The sequence below is a fragment of the Methylopila henanensis genome, assembly GCF_042681025.1.
GTDB classification, from domain to species: Bacteria; Pseudomonadota; Alphaproteobacteria; order Rhizobiales; family Methylopilaceae; genus Methylopila; species Methylopila henanensis.
Genome location: NZ_JBHUER010000003.1, coordinates 152,365 through 173,652, shown reverse-complemented (window position 1 = coordinate 173,652; position 21,288 = coordinate 152,365). Strand labels below are relative to the sequence as shown.

Below are 21,288 nucleotides of genomic sequence, written 5' to 3'. Positions count from 1 at the left end.
ACTCCTCAGGCGTAGGTCTGGCGCGGACGCCGCAGCCGGGCTGCGAGCGGCGCTCCGAAAAGGGCGACGAGCGCGAAAAGCGCCGCCGCGGCGGGGGCTGGCGACAGGTCGATCGCGACCGGCAGCGGCCGTGGCCGCGCATTGGCGGCGATGGCGGCGGCGAGTTCGTCCGGCGTGCCGAGCCGGGCGTAGCCGAGCCCGGTCATCTCGCCGAGCTCGCGCAGATAGGGCTCCTTGACCGAGGTCAGGTGCTCCTCGCCGGCCGGCATCTCGCCGAAGGGGGCGTTGCGGGCGTTGTAGCCGGGCAGGCCCTCGGCCCCTTCCGGGGGCGGGCCGAGGCGGGAGGCCTGGGGCACGTCGTCCATGGAGAAGAAGCCGACCTCGCGGCCGAAGTCGTTGTATTTCGGGATCGGCACGAGGTCGGTCCCGCCGACGCCCACGATCAGGCCGCGGACCTCGCCCTTCTCGCCGTCATAGGTCTGGGTCATGTCGGTACGGAGCGGCGGCGCCTCCTGCCCGTCGGTCAGGAACATCACGTCGGCGCCCGCCGGCCGCGCCGCGTCGATGGCGCGGAACAGCCCGGCCGAGACGCGGCTGTCGCCCTCCCACGCCATGCGCCAGTCGAGACCTGCGATCGCGCCCGAGATGGCGTTGAAGTTGCGGCAGGTCTCCATCGGCTCGAACAGCAGGAACACCCGCCGCTCGGTGAACACGCCGAGGCCGAAGCGCGAGCCGCAGGGAAGCCGGCCGACCGCCGTGGCGAGCCGGCTCTTGACCGCGTCGAGCCGGCTCTGCGGCTTGCCGTCCGCGGCGGCGTAGTCGCGCGCGTTCATGCTGCCGGTGATGTCGACGAAGGCGATCACGTCGTAGGTCGGCTGCTCCGCCTCCGCCTCCGGCTGCAGCGCCGCCGCAACGCTAAGCGCGAGCGCGGCGCCGAGCGCCAGCGTCCTCAGGTCGGGCCGCTTCACGGCAGCCCCCGCGGCAGGCCCGGCAGGTCGGTCCAGAGCTTCTTCGGCTGCGCCTTGGTCTCCTCCTCGCCGCGCTCGACCTCGGGGAAGTCGCGGACCAGACGCATGACCACGTCGAGGTTGAAGCGGGCGTCCCAGAGCTCGGGATCGGCCCGGAGCGCCTCGCGGTAGGATTCCTTGGCGAGACGCACCTCCGGGATCGCGACGTCGATCTTGGTGGCCTCGATCGCGGCGATGGCGCGGCGCGTGCGGGCGTTGCCGACGTCGTAGTGGAACCGCGCGACGACCGCGGGCGAACCGCGCTCGGTGATCCGGCCGACGAGCCCCTGCGCCTCGTCGATGCGGTCGCGCGCCAGCAGGTAATGCGCGCGGGCGAACAGCGCCGCGGCGGTGGCGTCGTCCGCCGGCTGCACGTCGCGGTTCGCGGCGAGCGCCTGGATATAGGCCCGCTCCTGCCGCTGCTCGTAGAGCCGCCAGCCCGCGTAGCCGAGCGCGACGAGGGCCGCCAGCGCCAACGCCGGCGGCAGCAGGCTCCTGAGCGCGCCGAGCCTCATGTCGCCCTCCCCGCAGGCCGCGCGCCGTAGTTCCAGTCCGCCGCGATCGGACCGTCGTCCAGCCGGCGCTCGGCGAACTTGGCGCCGAGCAGCAGCAGCAGCGCGCCGGCGGCGAGCCAGTAGCAGAGCCAATCGAGGTCCTGCCGCGGGATCACCTCGCGGTACGTCGTCGGCCGCTGTTCGAGCTGGTCGATCTCGCGGATCGCGTCCGACACTTCCTTCGGGCCGTTGGCCTCGAACGCCCGGTACGGCAGTCCGAGGCTCTTCAGGAACAGGTTGAGATGGCGCTCGGGATAGACCTGCGGGCTGTCCGGCTCGCCCGGCGCCGGCGCGTCGTAAATGCCCTTGGCGCCCTGCGTCCGCAGAAACAGCCAGTAGAGCCGCACCGGATCGCGCGCGGCGGCGTCGCGCAGTGCGTCCTGCACCCGGCGGTCGATGACGGCGGCGCCGTCCGAGACCAGCACGATCGCGCGCGAGGTTTCGCTGGATTCGTCGTCGAACAGCGAGAAGGCCAGCGACAAGCCTCGGCCGACGTCGGTGTGCGCGAGGCCCGGCCGGTCGATCGCGGCGATCGCGGCGCGGATCGCGTCGTGCTTGTCGGTCATCGGCGTGACCAGCATCGGCGCGGTGGAGAAGGCCGCGACCGCGACCCGGTCCGCCGGCCGGCGCGCGGCGAAATCGGTGAGCAGCCGGCGGGCGGCGGCGGACTTCGACTCCTCGCCGCCGTCGGGCGCACGGTTGGCGAAGGTCGAGTCCATGCTCGACGAGCGATCGATCAGCAGCACGATATTGGCGCCGGCGCCGCGGCGCTCGACCGTCTGGTCGCGGCGGTGCGCGCCGGACAGCCCGAACACAATCAGCGCGATCGCGAGCGCCCCAAGGCCGGCGATGGCCGCGCCGGCGATCGCCGACAGCGGATCGGGCGGCGCGACCTCATCCGCCGGCACGCTCGACAGTCTGAGCGGCGAGACGAACAGCGGCAGCAGCGCGAGCGGCAGCAACAGGAGCGCCCAGGGGTGGTCGAAGCCGATCCAGCTCACGCGGCGCGCTCCGCCGACGCCAGATCGCGCGCGAGCTTCGTCAGCGCATCCGCCGACAGGCCGCTCGCGGCCGGCGAGGCGCCGCCGAAGAAGGCCCGCCGGGAGGCGTCGAAGAACGCACGGATCGCCGCCTCGTGGCGCTTGAACGACGGCCGCGCGCCGAGGAACGCCGCGACGTCGTCGCCGAGCAGGCGCTTGCCGGCCGCCACGTCGAAGGCGCGGTGCAGCGCGAGCAGGCTGTCGCGCCAGCCGGCCTCGCCGGCGGGCGCCCGCCGCGCGACGGAGCGCGCCGCGGCTGCGAACGGCCGCGACGGGCGGCGATGGAACGGCGGCCAGGCCCGGCTCCACGCCAGCAGCGCGAGCGCCGCGAGGGTCGCGGCGGCGGCGTAGGCGAAGCCGATCTCGGCCTCGCGCAGGCTCGGGACGCGCGGGGTGGCGTCCGGCCGGAGCGCGTACTGGGTCTCGCCGGAGGTGGTCGCGATCGGCCTGAGCGGCGAGGTGAGATAGGCCCAGCCGCCGGCCTTGGCTTCCCGCCGGCCGCCCTTGCCGTCGACGAAGGCGAGGTTGAGCGGCGGCACCGTCTCCTCGCGCGTCTCCAACGCGGAATAGAACGTCTGGTACTGCGCGGTGACGTCGTAGCGCGTGGCGCCGTTCGGGCCTGCGCTTTCGGCGACGTCGATGCGGCGCAGGTCGAGCGCGTAGGTCAGCGCCCCGGTCTTCGGCAGCGAAGCCGGGTCGAGCTTGAACGGGGCGTCGGCCACCAGCACGGTGCGCAGGGTGAACACGTCGCCGATCAGCACGCCGAACGGCCGCGGACCATAGGTCTCGCCGCCTCGGACCTGGGCCTGGGCCGGAAGCCCCGACGCCGCCAGCAGCAGGACGACGGCCGCGATCCGTCTTCGCATCACACGCCCCCCGAAAGCAGGTGGTCGGCGAAGGCTTCCGGGTCGAACCGGTCCACGAGGTCGAAGGCCGGCCGCCCATGGCGGCGGAACACGGCGTCGAGCGCGGCGCGGCGGGCCTTGGCGGCGGCGATCCAGCGCTCGCGCAGGCTTTTGCGCATCACCATCAGCCGGCGACGGCCGGTCTCGAGATCGCGCGTCTCGACGAGGCCGAAGCGCGGCAGACGCGTCTCGACCGCGCTCGAGCGCACCACGACAGGGGCGACGTCGTGCCGCCAAAGTCGGCCCATCAGCTCCTCGAGCTGGTCTTCCGGCATCAGGAAGTCGGACACGACGAACACCAGCGCGCGCCGCTGCGGTAGCTCGTCGGCGGCCTCGATCAGGCTCGCGACGCCGCGGCCAGCGCCCAGTTCGCGATGGAGCAGGTCCCAGACCTCGTCGGCGGCGCCGCGCCGGCGGGTCGGCCGGATGGCGATGTCGCCGCGCGGATCGGGGCCGGCCGCGATCAGACCAAAGCGGTCCTGGCCGCGCGCGGCGGCGTAGGCGATGGCCGACACCAGCTCCGCGACCGGATCGTCGGCGCGCCCGCCCCGGCCGAACGCCATCGAGCCCGACAGGTCGAGCAGCACGAACACGTCGATGCGGGCCCGGTTCTCGAAGCGGCGCACCTTGACGCCGCCGAGCGGATCGAGCAGCGAGGCGCGCATGTCGATGCGCCGCGCGTCGGGAATTTCGAGGATGGAGGCGTGCCGCAGGAAGGCGCCGTTGGCGCCCACCCCGACCGCGCGATGCGAGCCCGGCGCGACGCCGCGAGCCCGGCCGAACAGGCGATACGGCAGATCCGCCCGTGGCGGGCCTTCGCGTCCGGCCGGACCGCTCACGGCGCGGGCACCCGCTCAAACACCTGCCGGCAGAGGTCCGGCACGATGCGGTCGCGCCGCACCTCGTAGATCGGGTCGAGGAAGATGCGGTGCGCCATCACCGGGCCGAACACCGCGCGCACGTCCTCCGGCAGCACCATGTCGCGGCCTTCGAGCCAGGCGCGGACGCGCGCCGAGCGCACCAGCGCGCCCACGCCGCGCGGGCTCGCCCCGCCCTGCAGCAGGCGGTTCATGTCGACGCCCGCGATCTCGATCCCGGCCGAGACCGGCTGCCGGATCGCGTCCCATAGCCCGAGCACGTAGGTCTCGAGCGTCTGGCTGGCCTTCACCGTGTTCTGGATGGCGCGGCCGGCCTCTCCGAGACCGCGATGATCGAGCACGCCTTCCTTCAGCGAGCCGATCAGCCGGTCGACGTCGTGGAAGCGCGGGTCGAAGATCAGCTCCCGCCGCACCTCGGGATCGGTCGGCGTGTCGACCGCGATCTCCATCAGGAAGCGGTCGCGGGCGGCGGCCGGGAGCTCGAAGGTCTCCTCCTTCTCCACCCGGTTGCGGTCCGCGAAGACCTGAAGGTGCGGGAAGGACCATTCCTTGCCGAAAGCGGTGACGCTGCGCTCGGCCATCAGGCGCAGCAGCAGCGAATGCACCTGCGGACGCGCCCGGTTGATCTCGTTGAAGAAGAACACGGCGAGGTTCTCGCCATGGTGCAGCACCGGACCCGGCTCGACGCGCGGCTTGCCGTCGTCGTCGACGAAGGCGGTGTAGAGCATGTCGGTCGGCATAAGGTCGACCGTGCCCTCGATGCGCTCGAACGGGCCGCCGAGCGCGCGGGCCACGGCGCGCAAGATGGTGGTCTTGCCGACGCCGACGTCGCCTTCGAGCAGCACATGGCCGCGGGCGAACAGGGCGATGGTGAGGAGGCGCACGACGTGCGGCTGGCCGACCACCGCGCGGGACACCTCGGCCTCGAACGCCAGCGCCTGGTCGCGCCAGGCGTCGAGCCCCTGGCCGTTGATCTCCGTCGCGCCGGCTCGGCGCTCGGAGGCGATCGTTGCAGCCGCCATGGATGAACCTCGAACTTCCGTGTCCTCGACAGGCGGCCTTTCGAAAAAGGCGGTCGCCGCGACGGGCTCCGGCATGCCGACGCCGGCCGCAGCGACCGCTGAGGTGCGTGTCGCCATCCCGTGGGGCGTTCGGAAGACATCCGCCCCGACGACGAGAGGGAGCGATCCGACAGCGATCGAACCGCGCGGGATTGCTGATCAGCGGGCGGGGCGCGCGGCCGCAGCCGCTACGCCCCGCCCGCCGTCGAGGATTACTTGGCGCCGATCTTCGACACGTCGTATTCGAACTTGCCGGTCTTGGCGAAGTTGTCGGCGCGCTTCTTGTTGCGCTCTTCCATCGCGGCGATCGAGGCCGACTGCTTGCCGATTTCCTTCGGGTCGTGCTTCGGGTCGTACTTCGAACCCTTGATCTCGTTCTTCGCGGGGTAGCCCGGCTTCGGCTCCCAGCACACGCCCGGCTCCTTGCACTTGGTGCCGTCATAGGCGAGCGCCGGAGCGGCGAGCGCGGCGACGGCGAAACCGGCGGCGGCGAAGAGGCGACCGTAGGCGGCGATCTTGGACATGGGCATTCCTCCTTGAGGCGTTGTCATTCGGGCTTTCCAACCGCGGACCGCGCGTCTTGGGCGCGCGCGTCCGTCCCGCGCCGGTCGTCGGCGGAGATTCGCGTCATTCCGAAACCTTGCAGGCCTCGGGGGTCTTGGCCGGGTCGGGCTTCGGGGCATGGCTGTGGCCGTCGTAGGGCTTGAAGTTCGCCTTCTGGGCGTCGTCGAGCCACTTCGCGTCTTCCACGCCGTCCTTGTAGAGGTGCCGGACCCACGCCATGATCTGGAGCATCTGGTCGGGGTTCACGGCGCCGTACATCGGTCCCATCTGGCCGCTCGCGCCGCCGAAGATGGTTTCGAACAGACCCTTGTCCGTGTTGTTGTCCGGATAGGTCCAGTAGTTGTCGTTGAGGCCGGGTCCGATCTTGCCTTCGGCGACGTGGCCATGGCAGCCCGAGCACATGCCGAGATAGAGCTGCTCGCCGTTGGCCAGGCAGTTCGGCTCGTTGTTGTAGGGGTTCTTCCCCGTCTCGATGAAGGACTTGAACGCCTCGGTGTCGCGGCCTTCCGGGCCGGCGTCGTCGAGGTTGAGCGGCTCGCCGGTCACGGTGTTGTGCAGCTCGATAGCGGCCTGCGTGGTCGCCGGGCCGCCGAGAAGGGCGAACGCGGCGACGCCGGCGGCCAGAACGATGCGATTGATCATCGAGAAACTCGCTTGAACGGTTGAGGACGGATCCCCGATCGCCACGCTCAGCCGTTGGGCTCGAGCGTCGGGATGCCTTCCGCGGAAAGCGTCTCGTCGATCTGGGACTTCGCCTTGTCGATCGCGGCGTTCAGCTCGTCGCGGAGCTTCGCATCGTCCTTGCGGACGCCGATCGCCTGGTCGAAGTGGAGTGGAATCTTCATGCCGTCGGAACGGGCGAAGTCGTCGCGGATCATGGTCATCCGCAGCGGCTTCGACGCCGACTTCACATAGCGCGCGACATCGGAGGCGAAGGCGATCGCCATGTCCGCGTCGCCGTTGACGACCTCGTTGACGAGCTTGTCGGCCGGAACCTGGGTGTACTTGTTCCGCTTGTCCTCGAAGTTCACCATCGAGAGGTTGTAGGAGAGGTTCTCCTCGTACTTGCCGGCGTACTTCAGGATCTGCTCGGCCGGAGTGCTGAACCTCACCGCGAAGCGGCTGTATTCGGGCTTGGCGGCGTCTTCCCAGCTCGACCCGATCTCGGGGCCGTCGGCGGGAGTGACGAACACGTAGCCGGTGCGGAAATAGGGCTTGGTTGCGAGCACCCGCTCGTCGTCGGAATCGACGCCGAAGACGACGTCGCAGGCGTTCTTGTCGAGATAGTCGCGGACCAGGTAGATCGCCGGCTTGTCGCTCCAGACGAACTCGGCCTCACGGCCCATGGCCTGGGCGACGGCGATCGCGATCTTGTTCTCGAAACCCTGGGCCTTGGCCTGGGAATAGGGCGCTTCCACGCTCGAGGCGCAGATGCGGAGGGGTTCGGCGGCCTCAGCCGCGGCGTACGGAGCGAGCGAAAGGGCTGCGGCTCCAAACAGCGCGGCGCGCGCGCGCGTCTTAAACACAGTCATCAACGTCGTCTCCCTGCGGCCCGGGTCGCTTCTCCACCGCCGGGGGCGTGCGGGGGGCGATCCCTTGGGACCTACGTCGTCATCGTCTGGGAACTGATCCCGCCGGCGGCGTCGCCGCCGGCGGGATCGTCATCGTGTCGGAATCGGAGATCCGGCGATCAGTTCGCCTTGCCGACCCACTCGCCGACGTTCGGATCGTCGTAGGGGTTCTTGCCGTTGAGCGAGAACACCTGAACGCCGCCGCCCATCTGGGTGTAGTGCTGCAGGTTCTTGAACGCGCCCACCGCGCCGAGACCGGCCGTCGGATCGGTCAGGTCGAACACGAGGCCCACGCCCGCCCAGCCGCCGACGCCGTAGTAGATGGCGACGTACTGGGTGCCGTCATGCGTGTAGGTCATCGGATGACCGATCACGCCCGAAGGCAGGCGGTACTTCCAGAGCAGGTCGCCGGTCTTCGAGTTGCGGGCCTTCAGGAAGCCGTCCAGCGTTCCGTAGAACACCAGGTCGCCGGCGGTCGCGAGCGTACCGCCCCAAACCGCGAAGCGCTCCATCTTCTCCCAGGCGTACTTGCCGGAGATCGCGTTGTAAGCCTTGATCTGGCCAAGGCCCTCGTAGTTCTGGCGATCGCCCTTCGGGCCGGGGTACATCCACAGGGTCGCGCCGACGAAGAACTGACCGGCGCGGTACGGGAGCATGAAGGGCTCCCAGTCCATGCAGATGTGGTTGATGCCCATGAAGAACAGCTGCTTCTCGGGATCGTACGAGTCGTGGCCCTGGTTGTGGTAGCCCATGGCCGACGGGCAGATCTCGGTCGCCTTGTGGTCCATGCGGGTGGCGAACTCGGGATCGCGGACCGGGATGCCGGTCTTCAGATCCACCTGCTTCACCCAGTTGACCGTGTCGTCGAGCTTGTCGGCCGAGATGAGCGTGCCGTCTTCGCGGTCGAGCGTGTAGACGATGCCGTTGCGGTCCGGATGGGTCAGCAGCTTGCGCAGCTTGCCTTCCTTGTCCTTCTGCTCCGACAGCATCATCACGTTGACGCCGGCGTAGTCCCACTCGTCGTGCGGGGTCTTCTGGTAGCCGAACTTGGCCTCGCCGGTGTCGATGTCACGACCCCAGATGGTCATCGTCCACTTGTTGTCGCCCGGACGCATCGTCTCGTTCCACGGCGCCGGGTTGCCCGAGCCGTAGTAGAAGAGGTTGGTGTCCGGATCGTAGGCGTACCAGCCCCAGTTCGTGCCGCCGCCGATCTTCCAGGCGTCGCCTTCCCAGGTCTTGTTCGTGCCGAGGCCGAACTGACCGTAGTGCTTGTTCGCCGAGTTGAAGTCCTTGGCGAGCAGCAGCTCCTCGTCCGGGCCGGTGGCGTAGGCGCGCCACTTCTGGGCGCCGGTCTTGACGTCATAGGCGGTCACGTAGCCGCGCACGCCGAGCTCCGCGCCGGACGAGCCGACCAGCACCGAGTCCTTGATCACGTAGGGAGCGATCGTCAGGGTGGAGCCGACCTTGATGTCGGAGTTCTCCATCTTCCAGACGAGCTCGCCGGACTCAGCGTTCAGCGCCACGATGTGGCCGTCGAGCTGGGTCTTCAGGATGAGCGCCGGGGTCTTGCCGTCGCCCGGCCAGTAGGCCAGACCGCGGTTCACGACGTCGCAGCACGCCACCGCGCGGGCGGTCGGAGCCTGCTTCGGCTTGTCCATCCACTCGATCTTGCCCGGCTCCTTGAGGTCGAGCGCGAACGTGATGTTCGGGAACGGGGTGTGGACGTACATGCGGTCGCCGATCACGAGCGGGGTGCCCTCGTGGCCGTGCAGCACGCCGGTCGAGAACGCCCAGGCCGGCTTCAGATCCTTGACGTTGTCGACGTTGATCTGCTTCGACGTCGAATAGTTCTGCGCGCTGTAGTTCTTGCCGGTCATCGGCCAGTTGGCTTCGCTCTTCGACAGCTCGACGAGCTTGTCGTTGGCGAACGCCGGGAGGCCCGTCGCGGCCACGCCCATCGCCGCCGTCGCGGCAAGCGTGAACGCCGAAACGGACGTTCGAAGGTTGATCATGTGGAACCCCTTGCGTTTCCCGTTCTTGTGGTGCTGGCGCCGACGTCCCTGAGGGCCGGCGCCTGCGGCGCGCTGCGACGCTGGACGGAATAACCGTGGCGAATGATCCGTCATTTTAATTGGCGCCTGACGCGCTTCTTGCGTTCTGCAGCGGCGCAACTCTTTCCGAAGACGTGACGACTGTCTCGGGCCAAAATGGAAAAATGGACCGGGAACATTTCCCCATTTATTTTCCATGTCATGGCGCCGCGGCGCACAAGCGTCAAAATTCGAGAAAATTCAATTCGCTCAGTTCTCTAAGGGAACCGCACCGAAGCGGCGCCGCGACGGCGGCGCCGGCTTTCGTCGGGGATGCGCGCCCTCTCGCCATCCATTAGACCAACGTTTATGAGCGGTTTCAGACCCTTCGCGACAGTCAAAAATCACCATGTCTCAATATTCACTTATTAAGAGAATTGGTTCGGCAATGATGTTGCCGGCGCTCTTCTGTCTCGCCGCCTGCGACGATCCTGCGCCGCCGGAGCCGCCCCACGACGTGGTCGCGACGCTCACCACGGAGACGCCGCTCGCGGAGCGGCGCTGGCTCGAGCTCAAGGACAAGGTCTCGCCCGCGCTCTGGCTCGCCAGCCGCGAGGCCGGCCGCGATCTGGACGAGCGCGCGCCGGAGGTGGACCGCATCCGCGCGTCGATCGCGACAGCGGACGCGCGCTTCACCGAAGGCCCGCGCATGATCGCGAACCGCGCCGTGCAGGTGCAGGAGATGCTGGCGGAGAACGGCGTGAAGGAAGCGCCGAGCGTGGTGATCGAATCGCTCGCCTCGCTCGCGACCGAGGCGGACGGCGAGCGCGCCGGATTCGGCGAAACCTGCCAGCACTACGTCACCTCGCGCATCTCCGGCCTGTCGCGCGAGGACACCCTCGCCGCGCTTCGCCGCACGCCGCTGCCTACCGCCAAGCCCGGCGACGAACGGTGACGGATCTCGCCTTGGCCGCGGCGTCGACGCCAGCCGAGGACGCGCCGGCGGCCGCTCCCCGGCCGGCCCGGTCCCTGCGGCTGCGGATTCTCGCCGTCGTCGCGGCGATCGACGTCGCCTGCTGCCTCGCCGCGGTCGCGGTGACCGTGTTCAACGCGCGCGAGGCCACGCGGGTCGAAATCGCGGCCTCGCTGGAGCTGGCCGAGCCGTTCGTGCGCGAGACGCTGCTTAGGCTGCAGCGCGACGTCGGCCGGGTCCGCTCGATCGAGGACGTGCAGCTCACCTTGCCCGGCATGCGCCATGTAAGGATCTCCGTGCTCGACGCCTCCGGCGCGCTCGTCGCCGCGCGCGAGCCGGAGCCGCTCCGCGCGCATGGTGAGGACGACGCGCCCGAATGGTTCGCGGGGCTGATCGCCTCCGCGCCCGAGCGCCGCGAGATTCCCGTGGTCATCAACGGCGAGGCCGCGGGAAGCGTCGTCATCCATGGCGAGGCCTCGGACGAGGTCGCCGAGGTCTGGGAGGACCTCGTCTCGCTCGCGGTCCTGTTCGCGATCCTCAACGTGCTCGCGCTCGCGATCTTCGCGGTCGCGCTCGGCCGCGTGCTCGCGCCGCTGGGCGCGCTGGCGGAAGGACTGTCCGAGCTTGAGCGCCGCAAGCTCGACCGCCGCCTGCCCACGCCGCCGAGCCTCGAACTCGCGGCGCTGGCGGAACGCTTCAACGCGCTCGCCGACGCCCTCGCCGCCGAGCGCGCCACCAACGCCCGGCTCTCCCGCCGCATGGTGACGCTGCAGGACGACGAACGCCGCCAGATCGCGAACGAGCTTCACGACGAGCTCGGCCCCTGCCTGTTCGGCCTGCGCGCGAACCTGGCCTCGCTCGAACGCGACGCCACGGCGCCGGCGGCGCGCGACCGGGTGCGCTCCATGATCGAAATCTCGGAGCGGCTGTCCGACGCCAACCGCCGCCTGCTGCGCCGGCTGCGCCCGATGGCGCTCGGCGAGGCGCCGCTCGCCGACGTTCTCGCCGGCCTGATCGCCGACTTCGAACGGCACCACCCCGAACGGACGTTCACCCTCGCGTCGGACGGCCTCGCCGACGGCTATGGCGAGGCGATCGACCTGACCGTGTACCGCTGCGTGCAGGAGGGCGTCACCAACGCGCTCCGGCACGGAGACGGCTCCCTCATCGAAGTCAGCGTCGCGATCGGCGACGACGACCAAGGAGATCCTGCGATCGTGCTGCGCGTGAAGGACGACGGCGACGGCGTGCCGGAGAAGACCCCGCCGGGATTTGGGCTCGTGGGGCTCGGCGAGCGGCTGCAGGCGCTCGGCGGGCGCTTCCGCCTCGAAGGCGCGCCCGGCGGCGGCGCGACCCTCGCCGTCACGGTGCCGCTCGACGGCGCGACGCCGCGCGGAGGACGCAGGCCATGAGCTCGGCGCTGATCATCGACGACCATCCGATCGTGCTCGAGGGCTGCCGCCGCGTTCTGTTCGACGCGGGCTTCGACAACGTGCTGGAGGCGGGCACGGTGCTCGCGGGCTTCCAGCTCTACCGCCGCGCCAAGCCCGACCTGATCATCGTCGACCTCGCCATCCGCGGCTCGGGACTCGCGGGGCTTTCGCTGATCAAGCGGCTCCGGGTGCGCGACGACCAGACGCCGATCCTCGTGTTCTCGATGCACGGCGACCCGGTGATCGCGAGCCGCGCGCTCAAGGCGGGCGCCACCGGCTTCCTCGCCAAGGACACCGGGCCGAAGACCTTCCTGGAGGCGATCGAGAAGGTGCGGCGGAGCCAGCCCTACATCGCCCACGACATGGCGGTTCAGGTCGCCCTGCTCGGCTCGCGCGCGAACCGCGACCGCAGCGACCTCACCGCGCGCGAGCTGCAGACGCTCGCGCTGCTCGGCGAGGGCAAATCCTACGCGCAGATCGCCGACGGCCTCGGCGTCAGCTACAAGACGGTCGCCAACACCTGCTCCAGCCTCAAGGAGAAACTGCGCGTCACCACGCTGCAGGATTTGGTGCGCAAGGCGGTGCTGAGCGGCGCGGGCCTCACCGACAACGCCTGACCGCGCCGGTCATGGTGAACGGTCCCTGACCGCGACGAGTCGGATTCTATCCGTCGTCGTTCACGGTTCCGAACGGCTTTTGCGGCATGATGGCCTGATCACGCACCGATCGGGCCGATCGCCGGGAGAGCCCCCATGCCCGCAGCCGCAGTATCCGCGAAGCCCCGCGTCGACTGGGTCGACGTCGCCAAGGGCGTCTGCATCGTCATGGTGGTGATGATGCACTCGACGCTCGGCGTCGAGAAAGCCGCCGGCGAGACCGGCTGGATGCACCACGCCGTCGCATTCGCGAAGCCGTTCCGCATGCCGGACTTCTTCCTGATCTCCGGCCTGTTCCTGGCGCTGGTGATCGACCGCGACTGGCGCACCTATCTCGACCGCAAGGTCGTGCACTTCGCCTATTTCTACGTGCTGTGGCTGCTGATCCAGGGCGCGTTCAAATGGCCCGGCCTCGCGCTCGAGGAGGGCTTCGGCGCGGTGGTCCACGCCTTCCTCATCGCGCTGATCGACCCGTTCGGCACGCTCTGGTTCATCTACCTGCTGCCGATCTTCTTCGTGTTCGCGAAACTGGTGCGGAAGCTGCCGCCGGCCGCCGTGCTGGGCTTCGCCGCGGTGCTGGAGATCGCGCCGATCGAGACCGGCTGGATGGTGCCGGACGAGTTCTGCGCGCGGCTGTTCTACGTGATGCTCGGCTGGTACGGCGCGCCCTACATCTTCGCGCTGGCGGAGAAGGCGCGCTCGCGCCGCGGCCTCGCCGTGGCCGGCCTCGTGGTCTGGGCGCTTGTGAACGGCGCGGCGGTGTATGGCGGCGTGTCGGAGCTGCCCGGCGTCGGCCTGCTCCTCGGCGTCGCGGGCGCCGTCGCGGTGGTCGCAGTCGCGGCGCTGATCGCGGGAACGACCGCGGCGGAGCCGCTGCGCTACGCCGGCGAGCGCTCGATCGTCGTCTATCTCGCCTTCTTCCTGCCGATGGCGGTCACCCGCACGCTGCTGCTGAAGCTCGGGATCATTCCGGACGTCGGAACGATCTCGCTTCTCGTGACGATCGCGGGCGTCGTGGCGCCGCTGATCCTTGAGTGGATCGTTCTGCGGACGGGCTGGGGAATGTTCCTGTTCCGGAGGCCACGGAAATTCCGCATCGACCGGCCGAACAGGAACGAAGGCCGCCTCGCGCCGGCCGAGTAGGACCAGAAACTCAATCCATCCGCGGCGAGAGGACGCACCGCTCCTTTTTAACTAGAAAAAGTTCACCTTCGAACCGCTCCGGATTGGTAAGAACGCCCTACCGTAGAGGTGAACTGCGTATCTAAGAAAAGGGAGATACCCATGAGGGCTTTCGGACTTCTCGCAGGCCTGATTGTCGGCGCCGCGGGCTTCGCCACCTCGGCTTCGGCCGCCGAGCCGGCGTTCACCCAGGCGCAGCTCGACAAGGGCACGTCCGAGTACAACACCCACTGCCGCACCTGCCACGCGGCCAAGGGCAAGGGCGCGCTCGGCCCGGCGCTGTTCGGCGACGTCTGGAAGGCCCGCTTCGGCGGCGGCACCGCGACCGACGCCCGCACGTGGATCCACGAGAACATGCCGCAGACGGCGCCGAAGTCGCTCAAGGACGAGCAGCTCGACCCGATCATGGCCTACATCTTGTCGCTGAACGGCTACACGGCCGGCGACAAGGAGTTCACCGCCGAGAGCGGCAAGGCGATCACCCTCGAGAAGTGACGGCTCCGCGCGCCGCGCGGAACCTTCGGAAACAGGCCGGACCGCCCCCGCGGTCCGGCCTGTTTCGTATCGCGCTGGCCTCCCGGGCGCGGCGTCGGGTTCCCTTCGGGCCGGCGGCGCTTATAGTCCCGGCCGCACCCTCCTCCGGGATCAGGCCGAACGCATGCCCAGCCGCCCCGTCGCCAAAGGCGACCACGTCGTCCTCGTGGACGGCTCGTCCTACATCTTCCGGGCGTTCCACGCGCTGCCCCCGCTGACCCGGCCGTCCGACGGCCTGCCGGTCGGCGCGGTCTCCGGCTTCTGCAACATGCTGTGGAAGCTGCTGCGCGACGCCGGCTGGGTCGACCCGACCCATCTCGCGGTGGTGTTCGACAAGTCGGAGACGACCTTCCGCAAGGAGGTCTACGCCGACTACAAGGCGAACCGCTCCGAGCCGCCGGAAGACCTGATCCCGCAGTTTCCGCTGATCCGGAACGCCACGCGCGCCTTCTCCATCCCCGCGCTCGAGCAGGCCGGCTACGAGGCGGACGACCTGATCGCGACCTATGCGCGGCTCGCCTCCGAGGCGGGCGCGGAGACCACCATCGTCGGCTCCGACAAGGACCTGTTCCAGCTCGTCGGCGGCGGCGTGACCATGCTCGATCCGGTCAAGGACAAGCGCATCGGGCCGGACGAGGTGTTCGAGAAGTTCGGCGTGCGCCCGGAGAAGATGATCGACCTGCAGGCGCTCGCCGGCGACTCGGTTGACAACGTGCCGGGCGTGCCCGGGATCGGCGCCAAGACCGCCGCGCAGCTGCTCGAGGAGTACGGCGACCTTGAGACGCTGCTGGAGCGGGCCCATGAGATCAAGCAGCCCAAGCGGCGCGAGAACTTGATCGCGAACGCCGAGCTCGCGCGCATCTCGAAGCGCCTCGTGACGCTCGACCAACACATGACGCTCGATGTGCCGCTGGAGGCGCTCGGCGTCGACGAGCCCAATCCGACCCGGCTCGTGGCCTTCCTGAAGGCGATGGAGTTCAACACGCTGACCCGCCGCGTGGCGGAGGCGACCGGCGTCGACATCGCGTCCGTCACGCCGGACGCGGAGATGATGTCGACCCGGCGCCCGGCGCCCTCCCCCTCCCCGGAGGCCGACGGCGCCGCGCTCGACGCCGAACCGGATTCGCCCGCAAGCCGCGCCGGCGAGATCGACCGGCTCGAGCGGGCCGCCGCGACGGCCGACGGCGCGACGCCGCAGGCGCTCGCCGAGAAGCTTCGGGCCGAGGCGGCGACCGTCGCCGTCGACCGCGCAGGCTACGACGTGGTGCGCGACCCGGAGCGTCTCGCCGAATGGATCGCGGCCATCCGCGAGCAGGGGCATGTCGCGTTCGGCCTCGAGGCCTCGTCGATCGACCCGATGCGCGCGGAGATCGTCGGCGTGTCGCTCGCCGTCGCGCCGGGGCTCGCGGCCTATGTCCCGCTCGGCCACGTCTCGGCCGGAGGCGACCTGCTGAGCGAGGGCGGGGCCGGGCCGGTCGAGGGCCAGATTCCGGAGGCGGAAGCCCTGACGCTGCTGAGCGACGTGCTGGAGGACGACTCGATCCTCAAGATCGGCCACGGCGTGAAGTTCGGCCTGACGCTGCTCGCGGAACGCGGCCGGGGCGTCGCTCCCTACGACGACGTGCTGCTGATGTCCTATGTTCTGGACAGCGGCCTCGGCGGCCAGGGCCTGGACGAACTCGCCCGCCGTCATCTCGGCCACGCGATGATCACGGCCGACGAGGTGACGGGAACCGGCCGCGCGCGGCTGCCGCTGGAGCAGGCGCCGATCGACAAGGTCGCGCCCTACGCCGCCGAGCGCGCCGATTCGAGCCTTCGGCTGTGGCGGCTGTTCAAGCAGCGGCTGATCGCCGAGCGCATGACGACCGTCTACGAGACGCTGGAGCGGCCTATGCCGGCCACGCTGTCGGTGATGGAGCGCCGCGGGATCGCGATCGACCGGGCGATGCTGTCGCGGCTGTCAGGCGAGCTCGCCCAGCGCATGGGCGCGCTCGAGGCGGAAATCCATTCCCGCGCCGGCGAGCCGTTCAACCTCGGCTCGCCGAAGCAGCTCGGCGACATCCTGTTCGGCAAGATGGGCCTGCCCGGCGCGAAGAAGACCAAGACCGGCGCCTGGGGCACGGCGGCCAACGTGCTGGAGGAGCTCGCCGCCGCCGGCCACGACCTCCCACGGCTGATCCTCGACTGGCGCCAGCTCTCGAAGCTCAAGTCCACCTACGCCGACGCGCTGCCGACCTACCTGCACCCGGACACGCGGCGGGTGCACACCAACTTCCAGCTCGCCGCGACCACGACCGGTCGGCTGTCCTCGACCGAACCCAACATCCAGAACATCCCGATCCGCACCGAGGAGGGCCGCAAGATCCGCCGCGCCTTCGTGGCGGAGGAAGGAAGGAAGCTGATCTCCGCCGACTACAGCCAGATCGAGCTGCGCGTGCTGGCCCATATGGCCGACATCCCGCAGCTGCGGCAGGCCTTCGCCGACGGCCTCGACATCCACGCCATGACAGCGTCCGAAATGTTCGGCGTGCCGGTCGAGGGCATGCCCGCCGACGTGCGGCGGCGGGCGAAGGCGATCAACTTCGGCATCATCTACGGCATCTCCGCCTTCGGCCTCGCGAACCAGCTCTCGATCGGGCGCGAGGAGGCCGGGCTCTACATCAGGACCTATTTCGAGCGCTTCCCCGGCATCCGCGACTACATGGAGGCGACCAAGGCGGCGGCGCGCGAGGACGGCTACGTCACCACCATCTTCGGCCGGAAGTGCCATTATCCGCTGATCAACGCCAAGAACCCGGCCGAGCGCGCGAACTATGAGCGTGCGGCCATCAACGCGCCAATCCAGGGCTCGGCCGCCGACATCATCCGCCGCGCCATGGCGCGCATGGAGGCCGCGCTGTCGGACGCCGGCCTGTCGGCGAAGATGCTGCTGCAGGTGCATGACGAACTGGTGTTCGAGGCCCCGGACGACGAGGTCGAGGCGACGCTGCCGGTGGTCGCCCGCGTGATGGAGCAGGCGCCGCTGCCGGCGCTCCAGCTCAGCGTGCCGCTCAAGGTCGACGCCCGGGCCGCGGAAAACTGGGACGAGGCGCACTGAGGCTTCGCCCGTTTCGCAGCCATGGCGCGCGTTCGGGCGCCGCGCCTCTCGCCTTGAGCCGCTCGCGGCCTAAACCCATGGGCTGAAGGCCGCGCCGCGGCCGCAGCACGGGGCCAAGGTTCATGTCCGCGACAATCGTCCGTTTCGCCGCCCCGCTGCTCGCCGCCGCGCTTCTGGGCGTCGCCCTCGCCGCTCCCGCCGTGGCGCAGGACGCCGGCGCGCCGGCTCCGCAGGCGCAGGCGACGGCGAAGCCGCGCATCGTGGTGATCGGCACCGGCGGCACGATCGCCGGCGCGGGCGCGTCGAGCGTCAACACCGGCGACTACGACAGCGCCAAGGTCGCGGTCGACAAGATCATCGCCGCCGTGCCGGAGATGAGCCAGGTCGCGGACGTCCGCGGCGAGCAGATCTTCCAGATCGGCTCCGAAAGCTTCAACGACGAACGGCTGCTGAAGCTCGCGAAGCGGGTGTCGGAACTGGTGAAGCAGCCGGATGTGGACGCCGTGATGATCACCCACGGCACCGACACGATCGAGGAGACCTCGTACTTCCTCAACCTGACGCTGAAGACCGACAAGCCCGTGGTGATCGTCGGCGCCATGCGGCCGGGAACCGCGCTGTCGGCCGACGGCCCGCTCAACCTCTACAACGCCACGGTGGTGGCCGCGAGCCCCGAGGCGAAGGGCAAGGGCGTGCTGGTGGCGCTGAACGACGAGATCCACTCCGCGCGCGACGTCACCAAGGGCCATGCGCTCAAGGTGGAGGCGTTCCGCTCGCTCTACGGGCCGCTTGGCGTGGTGGTGGAGAGCAAGCCCTATTTCTACCGCCTGCCGGCCCGCCCGCACACGACGGCGACGGAGTTCGACATCGACAAGATCGACAGCCTGCCGAAGGTCGACGTGTTCTACGCCCATGTGACCATGGACCCGAAGGCCCTGACGGCGATCGCCGATCTCGGCGGCAAGGCGCTCATCTACGCCGGCACCGGCAACGGCAGCGTGGCGGATTACATGGAGGCGCCGCTCGCCGAGGTCCGCAAGAAGGCGCTGGTGGTCCGCGCCACCCGCACCGGCGGGGGCATGGTGATCCGCAACGGCGAGGAGAAGGACGACGAGCAGGACTGGGTGACCGCCGGCGACCAGAGCCCGCAGAAGGCGCGTCTCCTGACGGCGCTGGCGCTCACCAAGACGGACGACCCGAAGGCCCTGCAGGAGATTTTCTGGAAGTACTGAGGCGCTTCGGGCCGCCGGCGGAGCCTCAGGCTTTCCGCGTTCGCGCCCGCCGCTTCGCCGGGGCCAGCTTCGCGCCGAAGGCGGCCCCGGACCAAAAGGCGACGCTCTGGCGCGTCGCTTCCTCGAACATGGCCGACTGCGCGCGCCGCATCTCGGCGGCTGTCAGGCCACGGGCGGCGCTCGCGAAAGCGTTGGCGCCGCTCAGCCACATGCTCATCCAGGGATTTTTCATGCCGCCTGCTCTCCGGGTTCGGATGTCAGGGGGCAAACGTTCCAGGCGCGGCTTCGTTGCAGCGCCCTTGGGCCGCTCAACGGCGGCGCTGGCCCTTCGCCTTCACGCGCACGGGCTGGGGACGCGGAGCGTTCGCGGCGGACCAGGCGAAAGCCATTGCGACCAGCAACACTCCAACGAAGGCGGACACTTCAAAACCCGTCACGGCGATGGCTCCTGAACTCGGTTCTACGCCAGTCCCAATCCAATGTAGGACTGAACCGCGAAAACGCAAACCGGCCCGCGCTCACCCTTGCGCCCAGAGCGCCGCGGGCGGGGCGTTCAGCCGCTCCCAATAGGCCGCGAAGCGCTCGGGTCCGGGCGTTTCGCCCCGCCATTCGTCCCGGAATCGAGCGGTGCGCGCGAAAATCGCTTCAACGCGTTCACGCGGCGCTCACCGTGCCGCGAGAATCCCGGCGGCCGGAAGCGCCGCGTTAAGCCGCGGCGCGCTTGGGTGAGGCCTTCGCATCAGCCGAGGCCAGCGACGGATGGCGCCGTCAACCGAGTTCACCCAGAAGCGCGGCGCGTTCCGCACGAGCTTCCGCTTCCGTCCCGACGCCCTCGAGCACACGCTCGAGCAGAAGCGGGAGCACGCCCGTCGCGTGAAGGTCCCGTGGCCGGAGATCGGCGCGCCCTCCAGCTACGAGCGCTTGATCCTGCCCGACGGCGCTTTGCGCTGGGTGATCCTCGTGCCGGCCGGGCTCGCGATCTTCGCCGCCTGGCGGGACGGGCCGCAGCCTGTCACGCTCGCCGTTCATGCGGCCGGGGCGCTCGTGCTGCTCGCGGGGGCGCTGCTCACCCGGCGATGGCGCGGCGGCGAGGTGACCCGCATCTTCGCCGGCGATCGCGTAATCACGGTGCTCGACGATCCGCAGCGCGCCACGCTGCTGGCGGAGATCGAAAGCCGGCGCGCGGGGGCCCTTCTCGCCGCCGAGGAGGACGACTCGCCGCAGACGGTCCGCGAGCGCCTGCGCCGGCTGGAACGCCTGACGCGCGCCGAAGCCATCTCCGCGGCCGAAGCGGAGGCGGAGCGCGCCCGGCTGATCGGCGCCGAGCCCGCGCCGGCGGCCGCGCCGGACCAGACCTTCCGCCAGCGCCGCGCCTTCGAGAGCGTGACGGTGACGCTCGCCCCGGACCGGCTCAGGTGGCGGGGAGACCATCTGTTCGAAGGCGGCCGCGAGATTTCGCTCGCCTACGCCGACCTGCCCGAGCCCGCCGCCGAGGACGACTACGACACGGGCCTCGATTTCGTGCTGGCCGCCGGCGCGATGCTGTGGACCTTCGCGATCGTCTCGGCGCTCGCCGCCATCGTCACCGCCGGCGTTCCGGCCGACCACTATGTCGGCGGGCCGGGGCTGCCGCGCGCGATCGCGGATTTCGGGCCGCTCGGCCTGATCCTGCTCGGCGGCGTCGCGCTTGCGAGCGTCGTGGCGCGCACCCGATACGCCGCGCCCTATCCGTGGATACGGCTGATCGCCGACCGGCAGGCGCAGACGATCGTGGCGGCGATCGACGCCCGGCGCCTCGCGGCGCTGCGGGCCTTCGCGCGGCCGAACCCCGCCCGGACCATCGAGGAACAGACCGACGTGCTCGACTGGCTTCGCCGCGACGGCGTCATCACGACGTCGGAGCACGCCAAGCTTCTGGAGGAGGCCCGCGGCGTCTGCGAGAACCCCGATCTCGACCGGCTGGTGGGGGAGCCGCCCGCCGCGACGGCGCGACGGGCGCTGCACTGAAGCCTCGCCTTAGAGGCGCGCCTGGGAGCCGGCCAGAAGGTCGCGGATCTCGCCGAGCAGCTTCACGTCCTGCGGCACTTCCGCGACCGGAGCCGGCTTCTCCTCTTCCTTCTTCTTCAGCCGGTTCACGGCCTTGATCACGAGGAACAGAATGAAGGCGATGATCAGGAAGTTGATGGCGATAGTCAGGAAGTTGCCGTAGGCCAGCACGGCGCCCTGCTTCTTGGCGTCGGCGAGCGACGTGGCCGTTACCGCCGACGACAGGCCGACGAAATAGTTCGAGAAGTCGAGGCCGCCGACGACCGCGCCGATGATCGGCATGAACACGTCGCCGACCAGGCTTTCGACGATCTTGCCGAACGCCGCTCCGATGATGACGCCGACCGCCAGGTCGACGACGTTGCCCTTCATCGCGAATTCTTTGAATTCCTGAATCATCGACATGTGACGCCCCGTAATGCATGGCCGGCCGAACCAACGGACAAATTGTCAGCCGAGCCGCCCGACGTTAACGAAGGATTGAAGCGCAAGGCAAGCAGCCCTCTCTCCGGTCGGCGCCGCGAC

The 21,288-nt window shown here is 69.8% G+C and carries 19 protein-coding genes; 8 read left to right on the top strand and 11 right to left on the bottom strand.

Annotated elements, in window-relative coordinates; translation table 11 throughout:
- Window positions 1–5: 5 nt before the first annotated feature.
- From ACFSCV_RS05460 to ACFSCV_RS05415, 10 genes are all read right to left on the bottom strand, one after another.
- The gene (locus ACFSCV_RS05460; RefSeq protein ID WP_378797769.1) at window positions 6–968 is read right to left on the bottom strand and encodes a vWA domain-containing protein; all 963 of its coding nucleotides are present in this window, start codon (window positions 966–968) and stop codon (window positions 6–8) included.
- Window positions 965–1,522, bottom strand: coding sequence for a hypothetical protein (locus ACFSCV_RS05455; RefSeq protein WP_378797767.1), 558 nt, complete (start codon window positions 1,520–1,522; stop codon window positions 965–967). The genes ACFSCV_RS05460 and ACFSCV_RS05455 overlap by 4 nt, the downstream gene beginning before the upstream one ends.
- A complete protein-coding gene (locus ACFSCV_RS05450) occupies window positions 1,519–2,562 on the bottom strand; it encodes a vWA domain-containing protein (protein ID WP_378797765.1) in 1,044 nt (347 codons plus the stop codon). The genes ACFSCV_RS05455 and ACFSCV_RS05450 overlap by 4 nt, the downstream gene beginning before the upstream one ends.
- Entirely contained in the window at window positions 2,559–3,467 is a 909-nt protein-coding gene (locus ACFSCV_RS05445) for a hypothetical protein (RefSeq protein WP_378797763.1), read from the bottom strand. Before ACFSCV_RS05445 ends, ACFSCV_RS05450 begins: the two co-directional genes overlap by 4 nt.
- Complete coding sequence (locus ACFSCV_RS05440) at window positions 3,467–4,345, bottom strand: DUF58 domain-containing protein (RefSeq protein WP_378797761.1); 879 nt, start codon at window positions 4,343–4,345, stop codon at window positions 3,467–3,469. Before ACFSCV_RS05440 ends, ACFSCV_RS05445 begins: the two co-directional genes overlap by 1 nt.
- The gene (locus ACFSCV_RS05435) at window positions 4,342–5,406 is read right to left on the bottom strand and encodes an AAA family ATPase (protein WP_378797759.1); all 1,065 of its coding nucleotides are present in this window, start codon (window positions 5,404–5,406) and stop codon (window positions 4,342–4,344) included. Before ACFSCV_RS05435 ends, ACFSCV_RS05440 begins: the two co-directional genes overlap by 4 nt.
- A gap of 251 nt (window positions 5,407–5,657) precedes the next feature.
- A complete protein-coding gene (locus tag ACFSCV_RS05430) occupies window positions 5,658–5,969 on the bottom strand; it encodes a methanol dehydrogenase (RefSeq protein ID WP_378797758.1) in 312 nt (103 codons plus the stop codon).
- A 103-nt stretch (window positions 5,970–6,072) separates the two neighbouring features.
- Window positions 6,073–6,651 carry a cytochrome c(L), periplasmic gene (moxG, locus tag ACFSCV_RS05425; RefSeq protein WP_378797756.1) on the bottom strand — a complete coding sequence of 193 codons (579 nt, stop codon included), beginning with the start codon at window positions 6,649–6,651 and terminating at the stop codon, window positions 6,073–6,075.
- Between the two features lie 47 nt (window positions 6,652–6,698).
- A complete protein-coding gene (gene moxJ, locus ACFSCV_RS05420) occupies window positions 6,699–7,541 on the bottom strand; it encodes a methanol oxidation system protein MoxJ (protein ID WP_378797754.1) in 843 nt (280 codons plus the stop codon).
- 158 nt (window positions 7,542–7,699) lie between these two features.
- Window positions 7,700–9,592 carry a methanol/ethanol family PQQ-dependent dehydrogenase gene (locus ACFSCV_RS05415; protein WP_378797752.1) on the bottom strand — a complete coding sequence of 631 codons (1,893 nt, stop codon included), beginning with the start codon at window positions 9,590–9,592 and terminating at the stop codon, window positions 7,700–7,702.
- A gap of 466 nt (window positions 9,593–10,058) precedes the next feature.
- Here ACFSCV_RS05415 and ACFSCV_RS05410 point away from each other — a divergent pair, with 466 nt between their 5' ends.
- From ACFSCV_RS05410 to ACFSCV_RS05375, 8 genes are all read left to right on the top strand, one after another.
- Window positions 10,059–10,565: a hypothetical protein gene (locus ACFSCV_RS05410; protein ID WP_378797750.1), complete on the top strand. Its 507-nt coding sequence runs from the start codon at window positions 10,059–10,061 to the stop codon at window positions 10,563–10,565.
- A complete protein-coding gene (locus ACFSCV_RS05405; protein ID WP_378797748.1) occupies window positions 10,562–11,995 on the top strand; it encodes a histidine kinase in 1,434 nt (477 codons plus the stop codon). The genes ACFSCV_RS05410 and ACFSCV_RS05405 overlap by 4 nt, the downstream gene beginning before the upstream one ends.
- Entirely contained in the window at window positions 11,992–12,633 is a 642-nt protein-coding gene (locus tag ACFSCV_RS05400) for a response regulator transcription factor (protein WP_378797746.1), read from the top strand. Before ACFSCV_RS05405 ends, ACFSCV_RS05400 begins: the two co-directional genes overlap by 4 nt.
- Before the next feature lie 135 nt (window positions 12,634–12,768).
- Window positions 12,769–13,815, top strand: a complete 1,047-nt coding sequence (locus ACFSCV_RS05395) for an acyltransferase family protein (protein ID WP_378797744.1) — start codon at window positions 12,769–12,771, stop codon at window positions 13,813–13,815.
- A 141-nt stretch (window positions 13,816–13,956) separates the two neighbouring features.
- Window positions 13,957–14,349, top strand: coding sequence for a c-type cytochrome (locus ACFSCV_RS05390; protein WP_378797742.1), 393 nt, complete (start codon window positions 13,957–13,959; stop codon window positions 14,347–14,349).
- Window positions 14,350–14,512: 163 nt separating this feature from the next.
- Complete coding sequence (gene polA, locus ACFSCV_RS05385) at window positions 14,513–17,485, top strand: DNA polymerase I (RefSeq protein WP_378797740.1); 2,973 nt, start codon at window positions 14,513–14,515, stop codon at window positions 17,483–17,485.
- Between the two features lie 122 nt (window positions 17,486–17,607).
- The gene (locus ACFSCV_RS05380; RefSeq protein ID WP_378797738.1) at window positions 17,608–18,717 is read left to right on the top strand and encodes an asparaginase; all 1,110 of its coding nucleotides are present in this window, start codon (window positions 17,608–17,610) and stop codon (window positions 18,715–18,717) included.
- Between the two features lie 759 nt (window positions 18,718–19,476).
- Window positions 19,477–20,724, top strand: coding sequence for a hypothetical protein (locus ACFSCV_RS05375; RefSeq protein ID WP_378797736.1), 1,248 nt, complete (start codon window positions 19,477–19,479; stop codon window positions 20,722–20,724).
- 9 nt (window positions 20,725–20,733) lie between these two features.
- On the opposite strand, the gene mscL is transcribed toward ACFSCV_RS05375, so the two are convergent.
- Window positions 20,734–21,162 (bottom strand): large conductance mechanosensitive channel protein MscL, encoded by a 429-nt coding sequence (mscL, locus tag ACFSCV_RS05370; RefSeq protein ID WP_378798072.1) that lies wholly within the window; start codon window positions 21,160–21,162, stop codon window positions 20,734–20,736.
- Between the last annotated feature and the right edge of the window lie 126 nt (window positions 21,163–21,288).

Bases quoted from the DNA above. Each gene is read 5' to 3' on its own strand.
- moxG (WP_378797756.1), bottom strand. From the start codon at position 6,651: ATGATCAATCGCATCGTTCTGGCCGCCGGCGTCGCCGCGTTCGCCCTT.
- ACFSCV_RS05410 (WP_378797750.1), top strand. From the start codon at position 10,059: ATGATGTTGCCGGCGCTCTTCTGTCTCGCCGCCTGCGACGATCCTGCG.
- ACFSCV_RS05445 (WP_378797763.1), bottom strand. From the start codon at position 3,467: ATGCGAAGACGGATCGCGGCCGTCGTCCTGCTGCTGGCGGCGTCGGGG.
- ACFSCV_RS05435 (WP_378797759.1), bottom strand. From the start codon at position 5,406: ATGGCGGCTGCAACGATCGCCTCCGAGCGCCGAGCCGGCGCGACGGAG.
- ACFSCV_RS05400 (WP_378797746.1), top strand. From the start codon at position 11,992: ATGAGCTCGGCGCTGATCATCGACGACCATCCGATCGTGCTCGAGGGC.
- ACFSCV_RS05380 (WP_378797738.1), top strand. From the start codon at position 17,608: ATGTCCGCGACAATCGTCCGTTTCGCCGCCCCGCTGCTCGCCGCCGCG.
- ACFSCV_RS05375 (WP_378797736.1), top strand. From the start codon at position 19,477: ATGGCGCCGTCAACCGAGTTCACCCAGAAGCGCGGCGCGTTCCGCACG.
- ACFSCV_RS05390 (WP_378797742.1), top strand. From the start codon at position 13,957: ATGAGGGCTTTCGGACTTCTCGCAGGCCTGATTGTCGGCGCCGCGGGC.
- moxJ (WP_378797754.1), bottom strand. From the start codon at position 7,541: ATGACTGTGTTTAAGACGCGCGCGCGCGCCGCGCTGTTTGGAGCCGCA.
- ACFSCV_RS05455 (WP_378797767.1), bottom strand. From the start codon at position 1,522: ATGAGGCTCGGCGCGCTCAGGAGCCTGCTGCCGCCGGCGTTGGCGCTG.
- mscL (WP_378798072.1), bottom strand. From the start codon at position 21,162: ATGATTCAGGAATTCAAAGAATTCGCGATGAAGGGCAACGTCGTCGAC.
- ACFSCV_RS05395 (WP_378797744.1), top strand. From the start codon at position 12,769: ATGCCCGCAGCCGCAGTATCCGCGAAGCCCCGCGTCGACTGGGTCGAC.
- ACFSCV_RS05430 (WP_378797758.1), bottom strand. From the start codon at position 5,969: ATGTCCAAGATCGCCGCCTACGGTCGCCTCTTCGCCGCCGCCGGTTTC.
- ACFSCV_RS05415 (WP_378797752.1), bottom strand. From the start codon at position 9,592: ATGATCAACCTTCGAACGTCCGTTTCGGCGTTCACGCTTGCCGCGACG.
- polA (WP_378797740.1), top strand. From the start codon at position 14,513: ATGCCCAGCCGCCCCGTCGCCAAAGGCGACCACGTCGTCCTCGTGGAC.